Source organism: Novipirellula caenicola (assembly GCF_039545035.1).
Taxonomy (GTDB): domain Bacteria; phylum Planctomycetota; class Planctomycetia; order Pirellulales; family Pirellulaceae; genus Novipirellula; species Novipirellula caenicola.
Map to the genome: position 1 here is coordinate 584,108 of NZ_BAABRO010000002.1, position 20,521 is coordinate 604,628.

16 protein-coding genes are annotated in these 20,521 nt (G+C 54.7%); 6 read left to right on the plus strand and 10 right to left on the minus strand.

The window, feature by feature from the left end; translation table 11 throughout:
- Window positions 1-77: 77 nt before the first annotated feature.
- Window positions 78-908, plus strand: coding sequence for a hypothetical protein (locus ABEA92_RS06225; RefSeq protein ID WP_345682940.1), 831 nt, complete (start codon window positions 78-80; stop codon window positions 906-908).
- A 133-nt stretch (window positions 909-1,041) separates the two neighbouring features.
- Here the strand turns inward: ABEA92_RS06225 and ABEA92_RS06230 are convergent, their stop codons facing one another.
- Window positions 1,042-2,667, minus strand: a complete 1,626-nt coding sequence (locus tag ABEA92_RS06230) for an arylsulfatase (RefSeq protein WP_345682941.1) — start codon at window positions 2,665-2,667, stop codon at window positions 1,042-1,044.
- A 249-nt stretch (window positions 2,668-2,916) separates the two neighbouring features.
- The gene (locus tag ABEA92_RS06235; RefSeq protein ID WP_345682942.1) at window positions 2,917-3,333 is read right to left on the minus strand and encodes a hypothetical protein; all 417 of its coding nucleotides are present in this window, start codon (window positions 3,331-3,333) and stop codon (window positions 2,917-2,919) included.
- Between the two features lie 654 nt (window positions 3,334-3,987).
- On the opposite strand from ABEA92_RS06235, the gene ABEA92_RS06240 reads away from it, so the two are divergent.
- The 4 genes from ABEA92_RS06240 to ABEA92_RS06255 all read left to right on the plus strand — a co-directional run bounded on the left by ABEA92_RS06240 (window position 3,988) and on the right by ABEA92_RS06255 (window position 9,552).
- Window positions 3,988-7,164: a two-component regulator propeller domain-containing protein gene (locus ABEA92_RS06240; RefSeq protein ID WP_345682943.1), complete on the plus strand. Its 3,177-nt coding sequence runs from the start codon at window positions 3,988-3,990 to the stop codon at window positions 7,162-7,164.
- Window positions 7,161-7,787: a response regulator transcription factor gene (locus tag ABEA92_RS06245; RefSeq protein WP_345682944.1), complete on the plus strand. Its 627-nt coding sequence runs from the start codon at window positions 7,161-7,163 to the stop codon at window positions 7,785-7,787. The genes ABEA92_RS06240 and ABEA92_RS06245 overlap by 4 nt, the downstream gene beginning before the upstream one ends.
- A gap of 415 nt (window positions 7,788-8,202) precedes the next feature.
- Entirely contained in the window at window positions 8,203-8,574 is a 372-nt protein-coding gene (locus ABEA92_RS06250) for a response regulator transcription factor (protein ID WP_345682945.1), read from the plus strand.
- Between the two features lie 357 nt (window positions 8,575-8,931).
- The gene (locus ABEA92_RS06255; protein ID WP_345682946.1) at window positions 8,932-9,552 is read left to right on the plus strand and encodes a hypothetical protein; all 621 of its coding nucleotides are present in this window, start codon (window positions 8,932-8,934) and stop codon (window positions 9,550-9,552) included.
- Between the two features lie 333 nt (window positions 9,553-9,885).
- On the opposite strand, the gene ABEA92_RS06260 is transcribed toward ABEA92_RS06255, so the two are convergent.
- The 4 genes from ABEA92_RS06260 to ABEA92_RS06275 are packed head-to-tail and all read right to left on the minus strand — an operon-like array spanning window position 9,886 to window position 13,482.
- Window positions 9,886-10,650, minus strand: a complete 765-nt coding sequence (locus ABEA92_RS06260; protein ID WP_345682947.1) for a hypothetical protein — start codon at window positions 10,648-10,650, stop codon at window positions 9,886-9,888.
- Window positions 10,647-11,582 carry an ABC transporter ATP-binding protein gene (locus tag ABEA92_RS06265; RefSeq protein WP_345682948.1) on the minus strand — a complete coding sequence of 312 codons (936 nt, stop codon included), beginning with the start codon at window positions 11,580-11,582 and terminating at the stop codon, window positions 10,647-10,649. Before ABEA92_RS06265 ends, ABEA92_RS06260 begins: the two co-directional genes overlap by 4 nt.
- 3 nt (window positions 11,583-11,585) lie before the next feature.
- The gene (locus tag ABEA92_RS06270; RefSeq protein WP_345682949.1) at window positions 11,586-12,578 is read right to left on the minus strand and encodes an ABC transporter permease subunit; all 993 of its coding nucleotides are present in this window, start codon (window positions 12,576-12,578) and stop codon (window positions 11,586-11,588) included.
- Window positions 12,565-13,482 (minus strand): ABC transporter ATP-binding protein, encoded by a 918-nt coding sequence (locus ABEA92_RS06275; RefSeq protein WP_345682950.1) that lies wholly within the window; start codon window positions 13,480-13,482, stop codon window positions 12,565-12,567. The genes ABEA92_RS06270 and ABEA92_RS06275 overlap by 14 nt, the downstream gene beginning before the upstream one ends.
- Window positions 13,483-13,640: 158 nt before the next feature.
- On the opposite strand from ABEA92_RS06275, the gene ABEA92_RS06280 reads away from it, so the two are divergent.
- The gene (locus ABEA92_RS06280) at window positions 13,641-14,093 is read left to right on the plus strand and encodes an FKBP-type peptidyl-prolyl cis-trans isomerase (protein ID WP_345682951.1); all 453 of its coding nucleotides are present in this window, start codon (window positions 13,641-13,643) and stop codon (window positions 14,091-14,093) included.
- 609 nt (window positions 14,094-14,702) lie between these two features.
- Here the strand turns inward: ABEA92_RS06280 and ABEA92_RS06285 are convergent.
- From ABEA92_RS06285 to ABEA92_RS06300, 4 genes are all read right to left on the minus strand, one after another.
- Window positions 14,703-16,577: a DEAD/DEAH box helicase gene (locus ABEA92_RS06285; protein ID WP_345682952.1), complete on the minus strand. Its 1,875-nt coding sequence runs from the start codon at window positions 16,575-16,577 to the stop codon at window positions 14,703-14,705.
- Window positions 16,578-16,790: 213 nt separating this feature from the next.
- On the minus strand, window positions 16,791-17,300 hold the full coding sequence (locus ABEA92_RS06290) for a hypothetical protein (RefSeq protein WP_345682953.1): 510 nt from the start codon (window positions 17,298-17,300) through the stop codon (window positions 16,791-16,793).
- Between the two features lie 219 nt (window positions 17,301-17,519).
- Window positions 17,520-18,482, minus strand: coding sequence for a patatin-like phospholipase family protein (locus ABEA92_RS06295; protein ID WP_345682954.1), 963 nt, complete (start codon window positions 18,480-18,482; stop codon window positions 17,520-17,522).
- Between the two features lie 37 nt (window positions 18,483-18,519).
- The gene (locus tag ABEA92_RS06300; RefSeq protein WP_345682955.1) at window positions 18,520-20,505 is read right to left on the minus strand and encodes an acyl-CoA dehydrogenase family protein; all 1,986 of its coding nucleotides are present in this window, start codon (window positions 20,503-20,505) and stop codon (window positions 18,520-18,522) included.
- Between the last annotated feature and the right edge of the window lie 16 nt (window positions 20,506-20,521).

The following is a 20,521-nucleotide window of genomic DNA, read 5'->3' on the forward strand; positions in this document are numbered from 1 at the left end:
CCGGGACGCCGGCAAACTCTTGCCCGCTGTGTGGTCGGACACTTTATCCTTATTGGCGATGTACGATGCCTATTAAAATGACTTGCCAATGCGGCAAAGTGCTGAACATTCCCGATGCGGCTGCGGGCAAAGCGGTCAAATGCCCAGGCTGTCAAACGGTGTTGAAGGTACCTGCAGGGAACGCCGCGGCCAAACCCAAGCAAGCCGCAGCCCAGCCCAAGCAAGCTGCAGCTCCGGCCCAACCGGCGCGGCGCCCCGCGGCAGCGGCCCCGGTGGCGATGGGCAATCGTTTGGATGACTTGTTTGACGAAGAAGGGTTCAGCCAACAAGTCGCGGCAATCTGTCCGGCATGTCGCGCGGAGATGAAAGCCGAAGCGATCCTGTGCACCAAGTGCGGCTACAACAAACAAACCGGATCGAAATTGGCGGGCCATCAAACGCCAGGACTCGACGTCTCGCACGGCACCCTTGCGCTTGAAAAAGCGGCTGCCGAGATGGCGCGTGCCAAGGACACGCAAGATCGGTTGCTTGGCAATAACGGCATGCCGTGGTGGATGCTGGCATTGGTATTGTTCCTGATCGTCAGCTCGACGGGCATTGCGGTGGTCGCGATCAATGTTTCGCGTCAAGTCGATGGCAACGGGGGCGGGTTCAACCCAATCGCCACGTTCCTGGTTCTCGGGTTCGGGGCGTGCATTGTGATTTCGCAATGTGCTCAGCTTGCCGTGATCATCAAAGCCTTCAAAAAGGACATCAAAACAGGTTTGCTGACCATGTTTGTCCCTTTCTACATCTTCTACTTCGTGATCAAAAATTGGCGAGAAACCGGGCGGCTGTTTATTACCGCCGTGGTGATGGGCATGATTGCCGGCGGTTTCCTCGCCGGAGCGATTTCTGCAGGACTGTAACGAGGCAACCACGCTTCAAGGGGAGGGCGACATTGCAAGTCCAACAATGGCTTCCCTGGTGATTGCGATCCGAAGAACCACGCTTGGTTGTCGCCTTTGAACCTGTTGCGGTTGCCCCCCCACCATGATGAAGTCACCCACCGTGATGAGATTGCACGGCTGCCTGGATCTGTTCCTTGACCGCCTTGAGATTAAATGATGCCCCCTTTTGCATCGGCGGAAACTCGATGGCCGTTTTGGCAAGTTCCGCTACCTTCTTTTGCACAAAGATGAAACGCCAAAATTCGCGTGCATAGAATGACATCATGTAATCGGACGAACCTACTCCCCAGTTATGATCGCTATAGCGTTCAAACGGATCGCGTCGCAGGTTGTGAATGATTGGCATGTTCAATTTGTTTTTGGCACCCGGCCAACCTTCGGGTTGCTCGATGAACACATATTTCCAATCACCGATTCGCACCGCTCCCAAACTCGATTCTCCAAAGTACCAAACCTCTTCCCTTTGACTGGCGTCCCCCTTGGTGAGCATGTCCAATTGGTTGTAACCATCCAGGTGAACTTTGTAGGTGCGGTCGCCCATTTTTTTACCTTGCTTTAGCTGTTCTGACAGATTCGGATTTCCGGCGGCAGCGGCCAATGTGGGGAGCCAATCCAAGCCGGATGTGATTCCATTTTGCACACTGCCGGCGGGAACATGATTCGGCCATCGTAGGATCATCGGTGCACGAAAGCCGCCTTCGGTCGTCATCCCTTTGGTTCCCTTAAAAGGAGTGTTACCGCCATCGGGCCACGTAAAAACTTCGGTGCCATTGTCGGTAGTGACGCCGATGATGGTGTTGTCGGCAATCCCCAGCTCTTCCAACTTGCTGATCACCGCACCGACAATGTCGTCAAACTGGGCCATACCCGCTTCTTGCAAACCGTAATTGTCTTGGCCCTCGAGTGCTTTGTATTTGTCATTCAAATGTGTGAAGATGTGCATCCGCGTCGGATTCAACCAAACAAAGAACGGTTTGTCATCCTGCTGTGCTTTCTCCATGAAATTGGTGGTCAGTTCAAGGATGTGATCATCAATGTCTTCCATGTTATGCGCGATGCCGTCGGTGGGATGTGGCGGCAACGGACCTTTATCCTCGATCTTTTGTTTGCCGATTTTTCCCCAACGAGGTTGCACGGTTGGATCGTCCACGTCGCTGGCCCAGGAATGAACTAGATTGCGTGGTCCGATCTGGTCAAGAAGATCTGTTGGATACCCAGGCCAAAACGGATCGGACATTGCATCAAGGTGGTAAAGGTATCCAAAGAATTCATCGAAGCCGCGGACGGTGGGCAGGAACTCGTTTAAGTCACCTAAATGGTTCTTGCCAAATTGGCCCGTCGTGTACCCCATGTCTTTGAGCACCGTCGCGATCGTTGGCGCTTCTGCAGGCAAACCGATTGGCGAGCCTGCTTGCCCCACCGTGGTCATTCCCGTTCGATAGGGAAGCATGCCCGTAATAAAATTGGCGCGACCGGCGGTGCAACTTGCTTCGGCATAGTAATCGGTAAACATCATCCCCTCACGCGCCAAGCGATCGATGTTCGGTGTCTTGCCCGACATCATTCCACGGTGATAGGCGCCAATGTTGAACCAGCCGATGTCATCGCCCATGATCATGATGATGTTGGGCTGCTTGGTTTGGGCGTGTAGGGTTGCGGGAATTGCGATCAGCGCAATCGCGAACAGCGAGAGGCGAAGTTTTTGAAGGTACCGCATGTCGGGACTCACTGCGTTGAGAAAAGGTTACTGGAATGGCGTGGGGAAGGCATTCCCGTGTGATAGGACCTGGCTTGTGCATCCAGCCCGATATCATCAATATCGGAGACTTCAATCCAGTGGCAATTACACCTTGGTGTAACTTGCCCCAATCCTGGGCCATGCAACCTCGGTCACTCGATCCGACAAGCTCGCTACGGATTGCCGACGGATCGAGTGGCCCTCTCTCTCAAAGCACTGTGAAATCCCTCAAAGCACTGTGAAAATCTCGATGCGGCGATTTGCGATCCGCAGCAAAAACGCCAAGTCAAACCGAAGCCGTCCCAATAGCCTTCCAACAATGCCGTTGACTTCGAATAGGTTTGCGATTTTTTGAACTTGCCCCGGCGAGAAGATCATGATCGACACCTGGCAGCACCTCCCAAAAGCCCACGCCCGCGGTAATGCGATGCTGATTGATCGCCGCAAGTCGGCCTTGGATGTAGCGGATGTGGTCGCGGTCGCCAGCCGGTGAAACGCCGTCGATGTTATCTGCGACATTCCCTCGCATCGCGTTTTCGTTGAATGATTATCCCATTTCCATTTGCAGTCGCAAGCGATACGAATATGCCGCACCGCACTGCGATGACCATTGATCGTCATCGCTCGCTCGAAAGGAATCGGCATCCAAAAAATTCCGGTAAACACCATCGATCGCCAGCAACAACCTACCATTTATCAGCGACGTGTTAAAAGCGGTGCGAAGCGTCCTGCTTACGCGTTGCGTTTCGTTGCACCTGCTGCAGTAATGACGACGGAGTTAAGCTCGTGTTCGGTATCCCGAAGCCGATTACAGACGACCCCGCAAAGGATTGATCGGGATGTACGTCTACGTTTTGAAAGGGGCTGCTCGCTGGCTTCACGCACCGCAGCGCCCCCTTTGTATGTTCGTCGGTGATGTGACGGACAGGTACAGTGTGTGACGCATGGGTACAGTGGCAAGAAACCTCTCGCGGCAGTCCACCGTCCCCAACTCCCCCATCACATCGGAATGTTGCTTCGGATGTCGAAATTGCCCCTGGCCAAAATGTCTTACGGCGCTAGGATAAAAAAAGCACTAGGACGGATGCTTCGAACAGCCAGTCCTTTTTGTTCACGATCGCCTACACTTTCGTAGGACATCACAAGCACTTTTCTTGATCCTCTCCTGGTAACTGATCACCGTAGAGCGCTCTTCGTGTTAAACGTGTCGGGCCAGATTGCGAAACTTTTGTGAACCGTCGCTGGGGTGATGTCCCCTTCATCAGGAATCCCAAAATCTGGATTGCTTCCGCCTTGCTAGTGCATGCTGTTGCAATCGTCCGCTGCGAAGGTCACCCCGCGGACCGAAAACTGTCTTCGCAATCACAAACAGTTCAGCTCAATCCTGATCTGTCGCTGGATCAGTACGTGTCTAGTCAGTGGACCATGCAGAGCGGGCTACCATCAGACCAAGTTGTCGACATCATTCAGACGTCCGATGGCTATCTGTGGCTGGCCACCGTGCGCGGATTGGCACGGTTTGATGGTTTGCATTTTACGATTTTCAACCGCGCCAACACACCCGCATTTGTCACCAATCAAATCAGCAAGCTTTGTCGCAGTCGAGATTCGGCCTTCTGGATTGGCACTGAGCGTGGCGGGCTGATTCATTGCCGACTTGGTCAAACGCCTGCGTTCGAGCGTTTTGACGAGTTGCTAGGACATCCGATTCAGTGTTTATATGAGGATCGTGACGGCACACTTTGGATCGGGACGGAGGCGGAAACATGGACCGTCGTCGGCACCCAGTGCCTACGTCGGCCCGATGCTCCACTAAACGTGCGAGCCATTTGCGAGGATGAAAACGGAACGCTGTGGCTGGGCGCGGCGATTTGGATGCAGTCTCGACCAGACCGACTGGCGGCGACAACGATTCAGCCAAAACCTGGACTGTATCGCCGTGACGATGATCGCTTTTACCGGTTGACGCAGTCCGACGGATTTCCGGACTCGCCGTCCGCCAACTCGGTCACGGCACTTTGTTCAGATCACCAGGGTGGGCTGTGGATTGGCACACTTGGTCACTCCTTGTTCCGTTATCAGAACGGCAAATTTCAAGACCACGCTGCTACGCTCGGTCCGAAAGCCTCTAATTACTTGCGGCTGTATCAAGACCGCAGCCAGCAGTTATGGATCAGCACTTTTGCCGCCGGATGTTACCGTCTTGTTCACGACAAGGCCACGAAGCTTTCCATCGGAAATCGACCGGTCGTTTGTCTTGCCGAGGACCGTGAAGGAATTCTTTGGTTTGGCGGTGGTCAACGCGGTCTTCGCAGCCTCCGTAATCCGGAGCTTGCTAAGCTCAAACTCGATCAACGCGTCATGATGCGATGCGTCGTCGAAGACGCTGCGGGGGACCTCTGGTTTGGTAGCGGCAATCCTGCCTCGAAAGATCGTCAAACGGGACTGCATCGTCTGGACGGCGGTGTGTTTGAAAATTACGGCACCGATCACGGGCTGCCGACAAACTTGGTAACGGGACTAGCGATTGGATCCGAGGGTCGGTTATGGATCGGTACGAACAAGGGATTAGTTTGTCGTGAGAATGATCGGTGGACCACGTTCACAACCGAGGACGGATTGGGACGAGATTGGATTCGCAACGTTTACGTGGATCACACCGGAGTGGTGTGGATTGGTTTTTGGGAAGGCGGTTTGCAGCGAATGCAGGATGGCACATTCACTCGCATCACGGAATTCAGGGATGCCGATGTAAACTGGATTCATGAAGATGCCAGTGGACAGCTTTGGATCGGATCCAATCGTGGATTGTACCGCTGGATTGACGGCAATCTTCAACGCGTCCGGGACGTTGTGCTTGACGAGCTTTCGACGATCAACTTCACGGCATGCTGCGAGAGCGATCAAGGCTGTCTTTGGATCGGGACCAGTGGCGGAGGATTGTGTCGCTATGCAGCGGGTCGCTTTTCCAATTGGACCAGTGCCCAGGGGTTGCACGAGGATTCCATTCATGCGATTGCCGAGGACAAGCGAGGGTGTTTGTGGCTAGGCGGCCCTCATGGTCTGTCATCCGTGTCGGTACAGGTACTCGACGAAATCGATTCTGGTATCGAAACACGGATCCAGGTTCGAGTGCATCCAATTAGCAGTGGATTAGACCAACCTCGCATCGAACGCAACTACCGTCCCAATGTTGTGCATCGCAAGGACGGAACCATCTGGTTTGTGACCACCGGTGGTACGGTGATCGTACCGGCGAACGGCCCTTATCAGCAACCGCTCGCTCCGATCGTCCACATTGAAGAGGTTCAGGTTAACGGCGAATCACAACTTCCCTGCGAGGCGCTCGAGATACGATCGGGATCAAGGCACGTCGACTTTCATTTTACCGCGAATACGTTTACGGCCCCGAAGCAAGCGGTTTTTCGCTACCGGCTGGACGGATTCGATGATCAATGGCTTGATGCAGGCAGGCAACGGTCCGCCAGCTATACCGAATTGCCCCCAGGCGAATATGTCTTTCGTGTCACTGCGGACAATGGATATGACGTTTGGAGCGAAGCAGGAGCGACGGTGGAATTGCGGGTGATCCCTCGCTGGTGGGAAATCACCTGGGTGCGAGTCGCCACTCTGATGGCGGCGATTGCCGTGGTGGTCGGTTACGTTCGACATCGGATACAGACAACACACAAAATCAACGTCGCGTTGCGTCGTGAAATCAATGATCGCAAACGAGCGGAAGAGGAGTCTCGGACGAATTTTCTGCAACTAACTCGCGTCTCTCGCGCGGCTAGCATGGGAGAGCTGACCACATCGATTGCACACGAAGTGAAACAGCCTCTTTTCGCGATCGTCAGCAACGCGCAAACGGCCCAGCGGTTGCTTGACCGCGAGCAACCGGATGTCAATGAAGTCCGCGAGGCTTTGATCGATATCTCCAGTGATGGTAATCGCGCCGCCGACATCATTGATCGGGTGCGTTCGCTGGTGAAAAAGGAACACTGTCCCTGCGTCCTGTTGCACTTAGACGAGGTGGCACGTGAGGCAATTCGGTTGGTTGAACCCGAGATTTGTCGACGAGGATTGGTCATCGATACCCAATTTGCAAATCATCTTCCGGCGATTTATGGGGATTCGATTGAGCTGCAGCAAGTCATCCTTAACTTGCTGATCAATGCGGCTCAAGCGATCGACCCGCTTGCATCCGATTCCGATCGGCTGACGATCAGCATCGCTGCCGGCGACGATGCCGTCGAACTTGCGGTCAAGGATCATGGGAAAGGATTCGCAGAGGGGCAAGTCGACCGACTGTTTGAACCGTTCTACACCACCAAGCCTGATGGCACCGGGATGGGGCTTGCCATCAATCGTACGATCATCCAAGCACATGGCGGACGGATCTGGGCCGAGAAAAATAGTGATCACGGAATGACGTTTCGATTTACCTTGCCTACGCCTCAGGAGATTGCGTCATGAGCGTCCCCAACGCTACGGTGTACGTGATTGACGATGATGCATCGATCCGTAAAGCGATGACACGAATGTTTAAATCGCTTGATTTGCAAGTCCTTACCTTTGAAAACGCAGACGAATTCTTGCACTACCCGCGACCGGATCAGGCAGGTTGTCTGATCTTGGACGTCTATATGCCCGGGCTCAGTGGCATTCAGCTTCAGCAGCAGTTAGTGGCCAGCGATTTTGATCTGCCAATCGTCTTCATTACCGGCGAAGGCGACATCCCGATGACCGTTCAAGCGATCCAGGCCGGTGCGATCGATTTCCTGCCCAAACCCGTTGATGATCAGAAACTGATCGATACCGTGCAACAAGCGATTGATCGCAACGCGCGCGAGCGAACCGAGCTTGTCCAACGGCGTGAATTCCGCGATCGATTCGGTTCACTTTCGAAACGAGAAAACGATGTCATCATGCTCGTGATTTGTGGGCTGTTGAACAAGCAAATCGCCAGACGGTTGGGAATCACCGAAAATACCGTCAAAGTCCATCGGGGCCGCGCGATGGTAAAAACGGAAGTCGATTCGGTTGCGGAATTGGTGCGGCTTTGCGAACACGCCGGTATCGCACCGGCTGAGGATTGATCGCAAGCGGGTGATCGCACGCCGCGGAGAGCACGCCAATCCTCTGCGGAAAACAAGAGGCGGGGGTGAAACACCCAGTGCCATCTGCTTTCGTCCTAATCGGGTGGTTTTTATAGCGGAGCGGCGCGGCGCGTGTGCGCCGGTAAACGACGAACGTTTTGCTCGCTGCAACCGGACGGCTTGCGCCGCGTGCACGCCCTAAACTCGTTGACATTAGACGCACCAAAGTAAACGGGGGGGACAACGCGCAGATGGGGAACACAGCGTAGATGGAGGACACAGGGGCAACCGCAGCCAATAACACTAAAGTCTAATTTCGCTTGCATCACTTGCCCTCTATGGTGAGTATCAGAGGACGAATAACACGCTGGTGGCCTGGATACAAACGTACGCATGCTAGAAAAAAAATACACGCATGGACGAGCCCCTCCGAATTTCGATTGTGGATGATGACGCATCGGTGCGTCGAGCTTTGGACCGGCTCTGCAGATCCGCAGGATACATTGTGCTGGCGTATGAATCCGCTGAAGCTTTCTTGGAATTCGCAGTTGATCCAATTGACTGCTTGATCCTGGATGTCCACCTGATGGGGCTTAGCGGATTGCAGCTACAACAGCATTTGCATGACCTTGGCAAACACATCCCCATCGTGTTTGTCACCGCGTTTGAAGATGATTCAACGCGACTTCAAGCGATTGCAATGGGCGCGTTAGCCTTCTTGCAAAAACCACTCGACAACGAGCAGCTACTCGATGTCATTGAAACGTCGTTCCGTCATAGCGAATGATGGAACCATTTGCATTTCCAGGACTTTGATGATCAAAGTCAATCATTGATTGAAACACTTCAAGAAAGGGAGGCCGCCCGCGTACCGAAGATCACGCTGTGGCGAGTATCCACAACTGGATTGTTGAGTTGAAATCGTAAATCACGCATCAAGGGGACAGTTATGAACGTTCTTACACCGACCTTGGCACTAAGTGGAATTTTAGTAATCTCCACGGTTCTTGCCCAAGAACCAAACAATGAACTGCCGAATCAACGCGAGCGACCAAATGCCGGAGAGCGTCCCAATCTACGCGAGCGTCCAAATGCAAACGCATTCGAACGTGGGCCGGCGAGGGAAGGAGAGAGGGGCAATCGGATGAACTCGCCCGAGATTCATCATCATTACTATCACCCACCCGGCGGTCGCGGTTATGGCACCAACTATGGCTATGGATCGGGCTACCTGTCACGAGGTTTCTCAGGTGGGTTAGCCAGTGGGATCGGCGAAGAACGTGAAGACACTGCCCAAGCCGCCAATACGTATGCAGAAACAGCACATTTGGTACAGGAAAACCATAATTATGCAGTGAACAGCTACTACGCCAATCGTGAAGCACGTGACCAATACGTCGCCGCTCATCGCGAGGCGCCACCGACGGAGCAGGAATTGGAAGCGTTTGGAAAGTCGGCGGAACCAGGGCGACTTTCCAATGCCCAGTTTGATCGTTCCACCAATGTGATTCATTGGCCTGGCTTGTTGCGTGATTCTGATTTCACCAGTGATCGTCAAGCACTAGATCGTCTTTTCCACGACCGGACGCCTGACGACAGTGGTTCGATGTCCGCTAGCTATGGCCAGATTCAAAAGGCATGTGACTCGATGATGCAAACACTGGGCAAAAAAGATCGTATCGAGCATATGCCAACGGTGACGTTCATTGGTGTTGAGCACTTTATCAAGAGTTTGGCCTACGAAGGCAGTTTCGCCGTCAAATAGACCATGCAGCCCTGGTGCGGTTTTCACAGCTGTCCGTGGCCATACGACCACGGCAGCGGACGTTGCGGGCAATGGCCTCCGAGGGGCAACTGGTATCTTCCCGCGAGGCCCCGCACCGCTCCGCTTTAAAACCCCATCGGATAAGCGTCAACGCAAATAGCGTAGGACTTAACGCTGCCGTCGCTATCGCGACTAAGAATCGAAACAACACTTGCGCAGACAGATTATCAACGCAACCCCAAGGTTTCTTCTGTTCGATCGAACGCCAGGGCCCCCATTCAAGTCCAGATGGCAGCGGGGCTGCAGATGGCACCGAACCGCTTGGGGCTGACGTCAATCTTCTTGCTGCGTGGGATATTCCGTTCGCGTGACTTTAAAACTCGCTACCCCTAACAGCGTGATCGTCAAGGCGAACAAAACCAGCAAGTGCGTTTCGGCTGGTTCGGCGCCAAACACATTTTCGGCTCGGCTGCGTGCTTCTTCCCACCCCATCCACTGTGCTAATAATCCTCGCAGTCGATAGTTGATCGTGAACTTGTTGATCAACGCGGGCACAAACGAAACTCCGTACTCGATCGCCAGCGTGTAGAACACCGCACTGACCATGGTGCGTTTGTAGAAAATCACACCGATCAAAACATACAAGGCGGCATGAGCGAAGCACGATAGAATCGCCAGCACACACATCACCCACCACATTTGGAACCCGGCGGCCGGTCCGATGATCAATACCGACAGCGTGATCGCGGTGATCGCGGCCGACAATGTCCAAGCCACCGCGGTCAAGTATTTCCCCAATAGTACCATCGATCGTCCCGACCGCCGCATCGCTAGATAGATCCACGTTTGGCCTTCGATCTCGGTGCTAATCGCAGGTGTCGCCCACAACAACAGCCCCAATAAACAGACGACTTCGGGGACGAGAAAGTAGAGTGTGATTCCCCACGGTTCGATCGGATCGATGGGCGCTACCGAACGCAACGTGGCGATCAACGCCACAGGAAACGCAACCAATAGAAACCACATTGCGATTCGGCCAATCGTCAACGAACGGCCGAGTTCGAATCGCATCACGTCGAGTGGCAATGTCGCTATCACGCTGTTTCTCCGCGGTGATGCTTCAGTAATGACGCAAACAAGGCGGTCAAGTTGCCCTCGGCCGTCTGCAGTTGATCGATTCGCAGCCCATCCTCGGCGATCCAGCCAGCCAGCCGTTCATAAAACTGACTTGGATCGCGGAGTGCGATTCGCAACTCGCTGCGTTGATCGGTCAACTGCAGCGAATTGACCCACGGCATGTCGACCAAACGATGAATCAATTGCGGTGCATCACGCCCAATCACGCGGACTTCCTGGGGCGTGTCCGACAAAAGCGATTCGATCTCACCGGCGGTCCCCGATGCCAGCAAACGGCCTCCGAAGATTAACAGGAACGACGAAGTCACCGATTCGATTTCCTGTAACACATGACTCGCAAACAACAGCCCCTTGCCTTGCCGTGTCCACTGTTTTAGCAGCGTCGTCATCTCGTCGCGGCCAACCGGGTCCAATCCATTGTACGGTTCGTCCAAAATCAGCAACTCGGGATGATGGGCGATCGCTTGAGCGATTTTCGTGCGTTGTCGCATGCCCAGCGAATAGGTCCCGATTGGTCGATGCATTGCCGAGGACATTCCTACCAGTTCCAACGCAGCGTCGGCCATCGATTGACTCTCGCGTCGAGAAAAACCGTGCAGTCGAACGAGGTACGTTACCCAAGTTCTCGCCGAAACATTCGGATACAAAATGTCCGTGGCAGGGCACAGCCCGATCCGCGACAGCAAGCTGCGATGTTGAAATGGATCCTGTCCGAACACCGACACCCGCCCGAGCGTCGGTCGCAAATGGCCGATCAACAAATTGATCAGCGTGGTTTTTCCGGAACCGTTTGGTCCCACCAAACCATACGCACCGGTCGGCAGCGTGAGTGTCAAATCGTTGACTCCGATCACATGCCCGTACAATTTGGTCGTGTTGTTGAGTTCAATCATCGCTTAAACACTCAACCTCGAGATCAAACGACGACGAACCACCCAAAACCCGATGATGGTGATGCCGACCAGCACCATGATCGACGGGACGACGCTGGCCGGTGTCGGATCCAAATCAAACACCCACGCTTGGACTTTGCCCAACGTGTGGTACGGCGACAACAACCGCCAACGGTCCACATCGATCCCCAGCGCCTCGTAATCGATCCGTCCGCGTCGCATCGATCGCGGGGGCCGCTGGCCAACCATCACGGAGTAAGTCAAAATTTGATAGGCCACAAACCCCATCGCCCAGGTGGCGAACCAAGCAAAGGTGGCGTAGCGGCTTTCACTCGTCAGTGACGAATAGCCCACCGCAAGCGCGGTCGTTGGCACCATCAACACCGCCGATGCTGCGATAATCCGCAGCGGGATATCCCAGGTTTGTGAAACCACCGACAAATCGGGCGACAACAGCACGCCGATGCAATACAGCATGAATGCCGGGACGGTCACGATCATCGAAAGCAAAAACCAAATCACGGCCGATTTTCCGATGATGTACTCGGTCGGCGAAAGTGGTCGCGAGAAATAAAGTAGGTAGGCCTTGGTTCGCAAATCGTACGAGACCAACATTGGCGCGATCAAGCCAATCAACAACACCATCGCAAACAGTTGAGGGTAGCGAAAGAACGCCAAGATCAGTGTCGTCCAAACTTCGTGCCTCGCCGAATCAGGATCCGAGACCACCAGCGTGGCTAATTCCGGTTGCTGAAGCGGCCCTCGCAACATGCTAAAGACGAACTGTTTCATCTCCACACTGGTCGATGAATATTCAAATGCAAAGATGCCAAACGCTGGTAGCAACACGGGCAACCATGCGAACACCAACATCATTCGCAACCATTTACGTCGCCATATCAGCGAGATGCCGCTGCGGGCCACGACGATAGGACGCAAAATCCGTGCAACACGCGAGCCGTTCCAGCCGCGATACCCAAGGTCATTGACCGGCATTCAGCGACTCCGTTGATTCATTCGTTATCAGCGTCGCAGGCCCCTTGGCTACATCCATAAAGATCTTGTCCAGCGAATTGAGTGCGGGCTGCATTCGGCGAATCGACGTATGTGTCTCGGCGGCCCACCTCCAAACTTGAGCGGTTTCAGTCGCTTCGATCCCCTCGATTCGCAGTGAACCATCGTCGCTGTGCAAAACAAGGTACCCCGCGTCGGTTGCCTTGGCGACCAGCCCTGATGAATCGCCAAGCGTCGTGACGTGTAGCGTGGGCGAGCTTGGACGGCTGAGGTTTTCCAGCGAATCGACGATGCGGACGGTGCCGCCCACCAGGATGACGACGTTGTCACAAACCGCTCGGACGTCGGGCAAGATATGCGTTGACAAGATCACCGATTTACCGTGTCGCAGCGCCAACGTGCGAATTCGGTTTAACATCGACGCTCGTTGATCGGGATCCAAACCGGTCGTCGGTTCGTCTAGAATCATCAGCGGCGGATCATGCACTAACGCCTGAGCAAACTTTAGTTTCTGACGCATGCCGGTCGAATACGATTGGATCTCGCGATACCGCTCTTCACCAAAATCACAGAAGTCCATCATCTCGTGAGCTCGCCGCAACGCTTCGGTACCGGCCAGCCCCGATAAACGAGCCATCAATGCCACCGATTCGACACCGACCAATCCGGTGATGTAACAATCGTCCTCGGGTAGGTACCCCACCGAGTCACGGATCGATCGCACGTCGCGAGGCCACGGGTACCCGAGCACGTGTCCCGACCCGGATTGCGTTTTCACGAGTCCCAAAAGTGCCTTGATCAGCGTGCTTTTGCCCGACCCGTTTGGTCCCAACAGCCCCGTAATGCCCGGCGCCACGGTCACCGACACGTCTCGCAGCGCAGGCACACCCCGGTATAATTTCGTTATGCCTTCGACTTGAACGACGGCGTCAATAATTCCGCTCCCACGTAGTGGCTAATCAAACAAGCGTGTATTGTAACGGTTCCAATGGCGCAGTGGTTCGGCACCCCGTCATCTGTTTCGATCAATCAAGGAACGAACAAGTGAAATTATTTTCTGCAATCCCCACCATGCTATTGGTTTTCGGGCTGGTCTTCCTCAGCGGATGTTCGCCCCAGGCTGAAGTGGGGCTAAGCAAAGTGGATGCAGACGCACCGACCGAATTCACTGAAACGGAATCGGGATTGAAGTATCGCATCCTACGAAAAAGCGATGGTCCGAAACCCTCAGCGACCGACCGCGTGACGGTCGATTACACCGGGTGGTTGGACAATGGCACCGAATTCGACAGCTCGTATGCTCGCCGCGAACCGGCAACGTTCCGATTGAACGAAGTGGTCCCGGGTTGGACCGAAGGGCTACAGTTGATCGGCGAAGGAGGAATGATCGAGCTGGAGATTCCATACCAACTTGGCTATGGACCTCAGGGAAATCCCGGCAGCATCCCACCCTACGCAACGCTGCATTTCAAAGTGGAACTTCACGAGATTCAATAACGAGCGGATTTGATCGAGTATCGATGGGAAATTCGAGCGACTTCGACCCCGTAGATCGATCGTTGGATTTAGTGAGCCGCGACGCGTGAGCGAACTGAAACATCTTCTAGTAGCTACCTTCGCCAGAAGGTGGTGATTCGCACTTACGCGGCAACCAACCACGCTCTGGCGAGCGTAGCTACAACACGCTTCGGCAAGTTTTGGATTTGGTGAGCCGCAACGTGTGAGCGATCTGAAGCATTTTCTAGTAGCTACCTTCGCCAGAAGGTGGTGACTCACGTTTACGCGGCAACCATCCACGCTCTGGCGAGCGTAGCTACAACACGCTTCGGCAAGTTTTGAATTTGGTGAGCCGCAACGTGTGAGCGATCTGAAGCATCTTCTAGTAGCTACCTTCGCCAGAAGGTGGTGATTCGCATTTGCGCGGCATCCATCCACGCTCTGGCGAGCGTAGCTACAACCCGCTTCGGCAAGCTTTTACATATCGATATGATCAACCATCCTGCCGCGAGTTTTGCCTGAGCGTCGCTAGGGAGGAGGGGCCAATGAAAAAGGCACGCCCGAGAGCGTGCCTTTGAACGGTTGATCGTCTTGCTAAGTCTTGCTTGACTACTTGGCGTGAGCCGGTTTCTTAAAGGGCTTTTTCTTGCCTGGCTTTTTACCAGCCATGTTCGCCTTGCCCGCTTTTCCACCCGATTTGAATTTCTTGTCCTTCAATCCAAATCGTTTACCCGATGGTCGGCCGCTGTCGGTATCGGCATAACGATTCGTGCTGCGTTCATCCGCAACGCTGATGTTAAGCTGTTTTCCGGCAACCCAGGTATTGCGAAGTGTTTGGAAGATATCGTTAGGCATTCCCGCCGGCAGATCGACGGTGGTGTAGTTGTGTTGGATATCGATCGGGCCGATGAATTCACCGTTGATGCCTGCTTCGTTGGCAATCGCGCCAACCAAGTTGCCTGGCTTGACGCCATCGGCACGTCCTACATCAACACGGAAACGCTGCATACCGTCGCGAGGCGCACCGCCGACGCGACGTCCGCCACGCCGTGGTGGTCCGTCGTCGGATCGACTGAACCGTTCTCGTTTTGACGGTCGCGAATCGTCGTAGCCGTTGTCACGGGGTTTCTTGGATTTCGGCACGTCTTTGAGCAACAACGGACGACCGTTCTGCGCCATATCGGCCAGCGCGGCTGCGATCATTTCGACCGGCTGCCCTGATTTCTCAGCAAAGTCGGCGATCATCTGCTTGAAAAATGTCATATCGCGAGTTGCGATCGTTTCCGTAATGCGTTGATTGAAATTATCAACACGTTTGCGATTGATGTCGGCAGTCGATGGCGGATCGACAATCTCGATCGATTGACGCGTGACGCGTTCGATCGAACGCAGACGTCCTCGTTGGGAGTGCGACAACAAAATAATCGCTTCGCCACTTCGTCCTGCACGCCCGGTGCGGCCGATTCGGTGCACGTACGACTCGCTGTCGTGCGGCGGATCAAAGTTGATCACGTGACTGATTCGCGGCACATCCAAACCACGTGCGGCGACATCGGTGGCGACAATGATGTCCAAATGACCCGATTTCAGTTTGTCCACGGTTCGCTCACGAAGCGCTTGTGGCATGTCGCCATTGAGCGCCGCGGCGGTATGCCCCCAACGAGCCAGTTTGTCGGCCAACGTCGTGGTCGCTTCCTTGGTCTTGGTGAACACGATGACGCCATCGGTGTCTTCGGATTCGAGCAGCCGCATCAACAACTCGGTCTTGTCGCGAGGCGTGACGTACAGACAACGTTGGCGGATGTTTGCCCCCGTCATCGTCTTGTGCTTGATTTGAACGGTTTCGGGATCCTTCAGGTGCTTTTGAGCAATCCGGCGAATCGGATCGGGAAGGGTCGCCGAGAAAAGGGCGATCTGAGTCGACTCAGGCGTTTGGTCCAACACAAATTGGACGTCTTCTAAGAAGCCCATGTTGAGCATTTCGTCGGCTTCATCGAGCACCAAGCAGTCCAACACGCCGACTTGCAGCGAACCGCGTTTGATGTGGTCGATCACGCGGCCGGGAGTTCCGACGACGACTTGCACGCCGCGGCGAAGGGCTCGCAATTGAGGTTCGTAATCTTGTCCGCCATAGATCGCACAAACCGAGAAACCGTCCATGCACGATCCGTAGGTCGAGAACGATTTGGCAACTTGGATCGCCAACTCACGCGTGGGCGCGAGCACGAGGACTTGGACTTCTTTTTTGGTTGGGTCAATACGCGACAGGATGGGCAACGCAAATGCGGCCGTCTTTCCGGTTCCCGTTTGAGCTTGGCCGATCACATCGCGTCCATCGAGCAGATGGGGGATGACAGCGGCTTGGATCTCCGAGGGAGTTTCGTATCCAGACTTCACAATCGCTTCTTGGACTTTGTCCGCGAGCGGCAATTCGGCAAACGTGGGGCTTTTCACTTCGGCGGGGCTGCTTTCCAGCTGATTCATAAAGGGCTTCACATATCGTAAGATGTCTGCGCCGAAAGTGCTCTGGCGCCCTCTTGACTGTAAGCATAGCGCCTATTTTACACAACTCAAAGCAACCCAATCACAGCCGATTTTGCTCTGAAATCCGCTCCTTTGCGTTCCCATCGTGCGTACTGCATCGGCTGTACGGTTGAGGAATCCCCCCTTGCGGTTTAACGCAAATCTTTCGCTTTTCTAACTTTGCCCGCCCTGGTTCGGCATCGCTGGCGCCGAATAGCCAAACAATGCTTTGACGCTTGGACGTATCAGCACGAGGATGGTGAACACCCCCAATACGGTTCCAAACGGCATGAACATGCACTCCACTCCCGCGATCACAAGACAATAGGTGTAGCCTTGATGCGATCCGAGTTTGCGTCCAGCGACGATCACACAGCACGCCATCGCCATCCCAATGCCGATCATCAAGGCTGGGAATAAAATAAATAACCAGCCGAAAATTGCGGGAGAGGGGCCCCCATTCGCATTCGTGTCATCGAGCACTCCCGTGACGATCGCGATGCCAAACGCCAGATGGATGATCGGAAACAGCGACATCAATGCGATGACCCCACCGACAACGTAGTGAAAGATCGAAAGCAATCGCAGTTGATCGATATCCTCGCTGCTGGGACGACTCGGTGACGGAGTGGACGTTGGCTGTGCAAACAGGTTGTCGTTGGAGTGCGGAGGGATCGCGGTCATTCAAAGTGTCTCGTCAATCAGAGCCGCCTACTTTTCCGTTGTATAATCTAGCAAGCAGCAAAGAAGTCATCGCAGCGATACGGAACCGTAGTCTAACAAGCATGCGGTGCAGCGTGTTGCTCACTGCAACAGAAGTCGAACCGCTTGGCGAGTTTTAGCACGGCGATGCCCGGACGTTCGCTACAGCGATGCCGTGACGTTCGCGACAGCGATGCCGGGCTAAGTCGCGAGGGCAGCGATTCGTCGTCGCGCCGCTTCACGCCCCGCGTCAATGATGCGTTCGGGATGACTAAAGTCGAACCAATCGACCCCGTGCAGTTCGGGGCGAATGACAAGGTTGGCCAATTCAGCCTTCTCGCGACGCGTCATGCATTCGCCGATGTCCTGCATCCGCATGATCACATCAAGTGCGGTGCTGCAATCATCGACGTGCGAGTGCGACTGACCGACGTCCACCGCGATGGTCAAATCGCTGGCATACGTTTTCGCGATCATCGACGGTAATGCATCGACGACTCCGATGTCGCACAATTGCATGCCATCCCATTCGACGGGCGGAAAGATCCCCGGAATCGCCATCGAAGCTTGGATGGCTTTTCGCAGCGGCCCATTTTCGATGACGATCCGATTGCCGCTTCGCAAGTCCGCCGCCACGATGCTAAGCGGCGTCAGAAGATCCGAAAACTGCAGATCGGGCACCAGGGCTTCGATACCGTCTGACAAAATTGCCTCGGGCATCAACGACCTTCGCGTCGCCGCACGCGTGATCCGGCGGTGAGCCGAATACAGATAGCGAACACGGTTGTACCAAGCCATCACTCCCGATTCGGCATCCTCCATTCGCGAACCGGTGGATCCAAACAACAGGTGTTGGTTACGAGAAAAGGCCGGCGAGAACAGAAATTCGATCGTCTGAGCCTGTACGCGGCGTATTTCTGAATCGAGAGCACACATAGCTCCGACCAGCGCGCCGATACTGACTCCGACAAACCGCTCGGTTTGAATTCCTGCCTCACCGACCACCTGAATTGCTCCGAGATGGGCGAGCCCTCGTGCTCCGCCTCCCCCCAACGCGATGACGGCGCGGCGTTGGCGTTTTCGCGGTTCAACCGCGGGGGATGTCAGCTCGGGGGATCCCAACCTTGATGGTGTGCGAAAACCAAACAGGTCGACTAAATTCATGGTGCAGCTCCTTAACCTCTCCTGATGTTGCGCATGCTTACTTGTACGGCATCATGATTTCCCCCGATGTCACTCCATCGAGTTCGCTCCACCCCTCGCTGGCAATCTGGCTGCCGAGCTGCGTGACTTGCCGGAAATCCGCGTTACTGGCTTTGCCACCGGTGATCCTTAATCGCAATTCGCGACACACCGCGTCGGCTGCAGCGCGTGTCACCGGATCATTGGATGCCTTGGCATACAGGCTAGTGACCAACATCACGACCGCGTTTTGGATGTCCAGCGACAACGTGGACATGCGGCATTGACGATCCGCCAACTTCAATTGAAACGTCCGCATCGTGGTACTGATTCGCATCCCGCTTTGAGACAAATAGCGCTGTGCAAATTTGGTATGCTCCGCCAATTTTGGATCCGACAACGCGATCGGTGACCAACGTGCCGCCGAGACTTGGTGCCCTAGCCACCATTTGGCATAACTCGAAAGCGGTTTACGAAGGGCCCATGCGTGCCGCGGGTTTAGCGGATTCGGTTGGGCAGTCCCCAGTTCGCTGAGTGTGCGGCCAATCGGTTCAAAGAAGATCTTGCCATGGTGTTTCACCAGCGATTTGAAAAACGCCATGCCCAACATTTCGCCTTCGCCTTCGTAGATACACGGCGCCAAGAACTCGTGAACGTTATCGCCGAACAAATGGCCTTCTAAAAACGATCGGCCGCCATGCGTTTTCATGAACAATTCAATCGCTGCTTCCTTTTGCGACTCACTGCCAAAGATCTTGGCCACGATGCATTCCATTTCGCCGCGATAACCTTGATCAAGCAAATCGGCGCACCAAGCGGTCATCGCGTCACAGGCGACTATCAAACCAGCAAGCCGGCCAATCCGGCGACGGACCAATTCGCGACGGTCAATCGATTGACCATAGGTTTCACGATACGCCCCCCAAGGCAACATCTCAGCGAGCATCCACCGCATCGCACCGGCGGCATTGGCACACAATGAAACGCGGCCCAAATTCAATCCGTGATAGGCAATCGTCAACCCGTCGCCACGCGAGGGCACGAGCAAATTGGATTTGGGGACGCGGAAATCTCGAAAGATCAAGCCATTGTTGTTGGCCCGGCGAAGGGCGTAGATGCCATAGCGTTTCAATTGAAAATGCTCGTTTTCTTGCTCTGGCAGATCGACAACCAATACACTTGGTTTGCCATCGATTTTGCAGACCAACCCAATCGTCCGACCGGGGATCGCATTGGTGATGAACAATTTCTCGCCATTGACGACGTAGTCATCGCCGTCCAGCACCGCGGTGGTACGCAGTGCGGTCAAATCGCTACCCGCCCCCGGTTCGGTCAACGCAAACGCGGACAATCGCCGACCGTCAGCCAATTTGGGTAGGAACCGTTGTTTTTGCTCGTCGGTTCCAAAGGACCGTACCGGATCGACCGCGCCGATGCAGCCGTGAACCGACGCCAACCCGGCGACCGTCGGATCGATTGTCGCCATTTGCGTGATCATTTCGGCGAACTGACGCATCGTGGCTCCCGACCCGCCAAACTCAGGCGACACCAACAGCCCCCAATAGCCCACCGATCCCAATTCAGCCAACACCTTGGCCGTGATCTTTCCTTTTTCGTCCAGCAAGGTGCCACCATCTCGATGCTTGCGAACGATTTTCAGCGATTGTTCGACGACCAGCGACACCGTCTCGTTTTGCGGCATCGCATCGACCTCGAACAATTCGGTCGGCACCTGTTTATCCCACACCGCTCGATGTACCGGGCTGTTGGTGGTTTTGTATTGAGCCGCAAACAAATCCTCGACTTGATCATCGGCGGTATCAATCAATCCGGTTCGTTTGGATTCGTCGACCGATGCGCCGCCTAGGCGAAGCGCCACCTCGGCGAACGATTCCTTGCCCGCCGTGGCAGCCTCAGGATTCGCGGCGTCGGGATTAGCAGATCCAGAATTCGTGGTCGACGAATTGGGTTTTCTCGGTTCGGAAGGATGGATATCAAGGCTCATTGGATTGCTCCTAACA

Bases quoted from the DNA above. Each gene is read 5' to 3' on its own strand.
- ABEA92_RS06225 (WP_345682940.1), top strand. From the start codon at position 78: ATGACTTGCCAATGCGGCAAAGTGCTGAACATTCCCGATGCGGCTGCG.
- ABEA92_RS06230 (WP_345682941.1), bottom strand. From the start codon at position 2,667: ATGCGGTACCTTCAAAAACTTCGCCTCTCGCTGTTCGCGATTGCGCTG.
- ABEA92_RS06235 (WP_345682942.1), bottom strand. From the start codon at position 3,333: ATGCCGATTCCTTTCGAGCGAGCGATGACGATCAATGGTCATCGCAGT.
- ABEA92_RS06245 (WP_345682944.1), top strand. From the start codon at position 7,161: ATGAGCGTCCCCAACGCTACGGTGTACGTGATTGACGATGATGCATCG.
- ABEA92_RS06250 (WP_345682945.1), top strand. From the start codon at position 8,203: ATGGACGAGCCCCTCCGAATTTCGATTGTGGATGATGACGCATCGGTG.
- ABEA92_RS06255 (WP_345682946.1), top strand. From the start codon at position 8,932: ATGAACTCGCCCGAGATTCATCATCATTACTATCACCCACCCGGCGGT.
- ABEA92_RS06265 (WP_345682948.1), bottom strand. From the start codon at position 11,582: ATGATTGAACTCAACAACACGACCAAATTGTACGGGCATGTGATCGGA.
- ABEA92_RS06270 (WP_345682949.1), bottom strand. From the start codon at position 12,578: ATGCCGGTCAATGACCTTGGGTATCGCGGCTGGAACGGCTCGCGTGTT.
- ABEA92_RS06285 (WP_345682952.1), bottom strand. From the start codon at position 16,577: ATGAATCAGCTGGAAAGCAGCCCCGCCGAAGTGAAAAGCCCCACGTTT.
- ABEA92_RS06290 (WP_345682953.1), bottom strand. From the start codon at position 17,300: ATGACCGCGATCCCTCCGCACTCCAACGACAACCTGTTTGCACAGCCA.
- ABEA92_RS06295 (WP_345682954.1), bottom strand. From the start codon at position 18,482: ATGAATTTAGTCGACCTGTTTGGTTTTCGCACACCATCAAGGTTGGGA.
- ABEA92_RS06300 (WP_345682955.1), bottom strand. From the start codon at position 20,505: ATGAGCCTTGATATCCATCCTTCCGAACCGAGAAAACCCAATTCGTCG.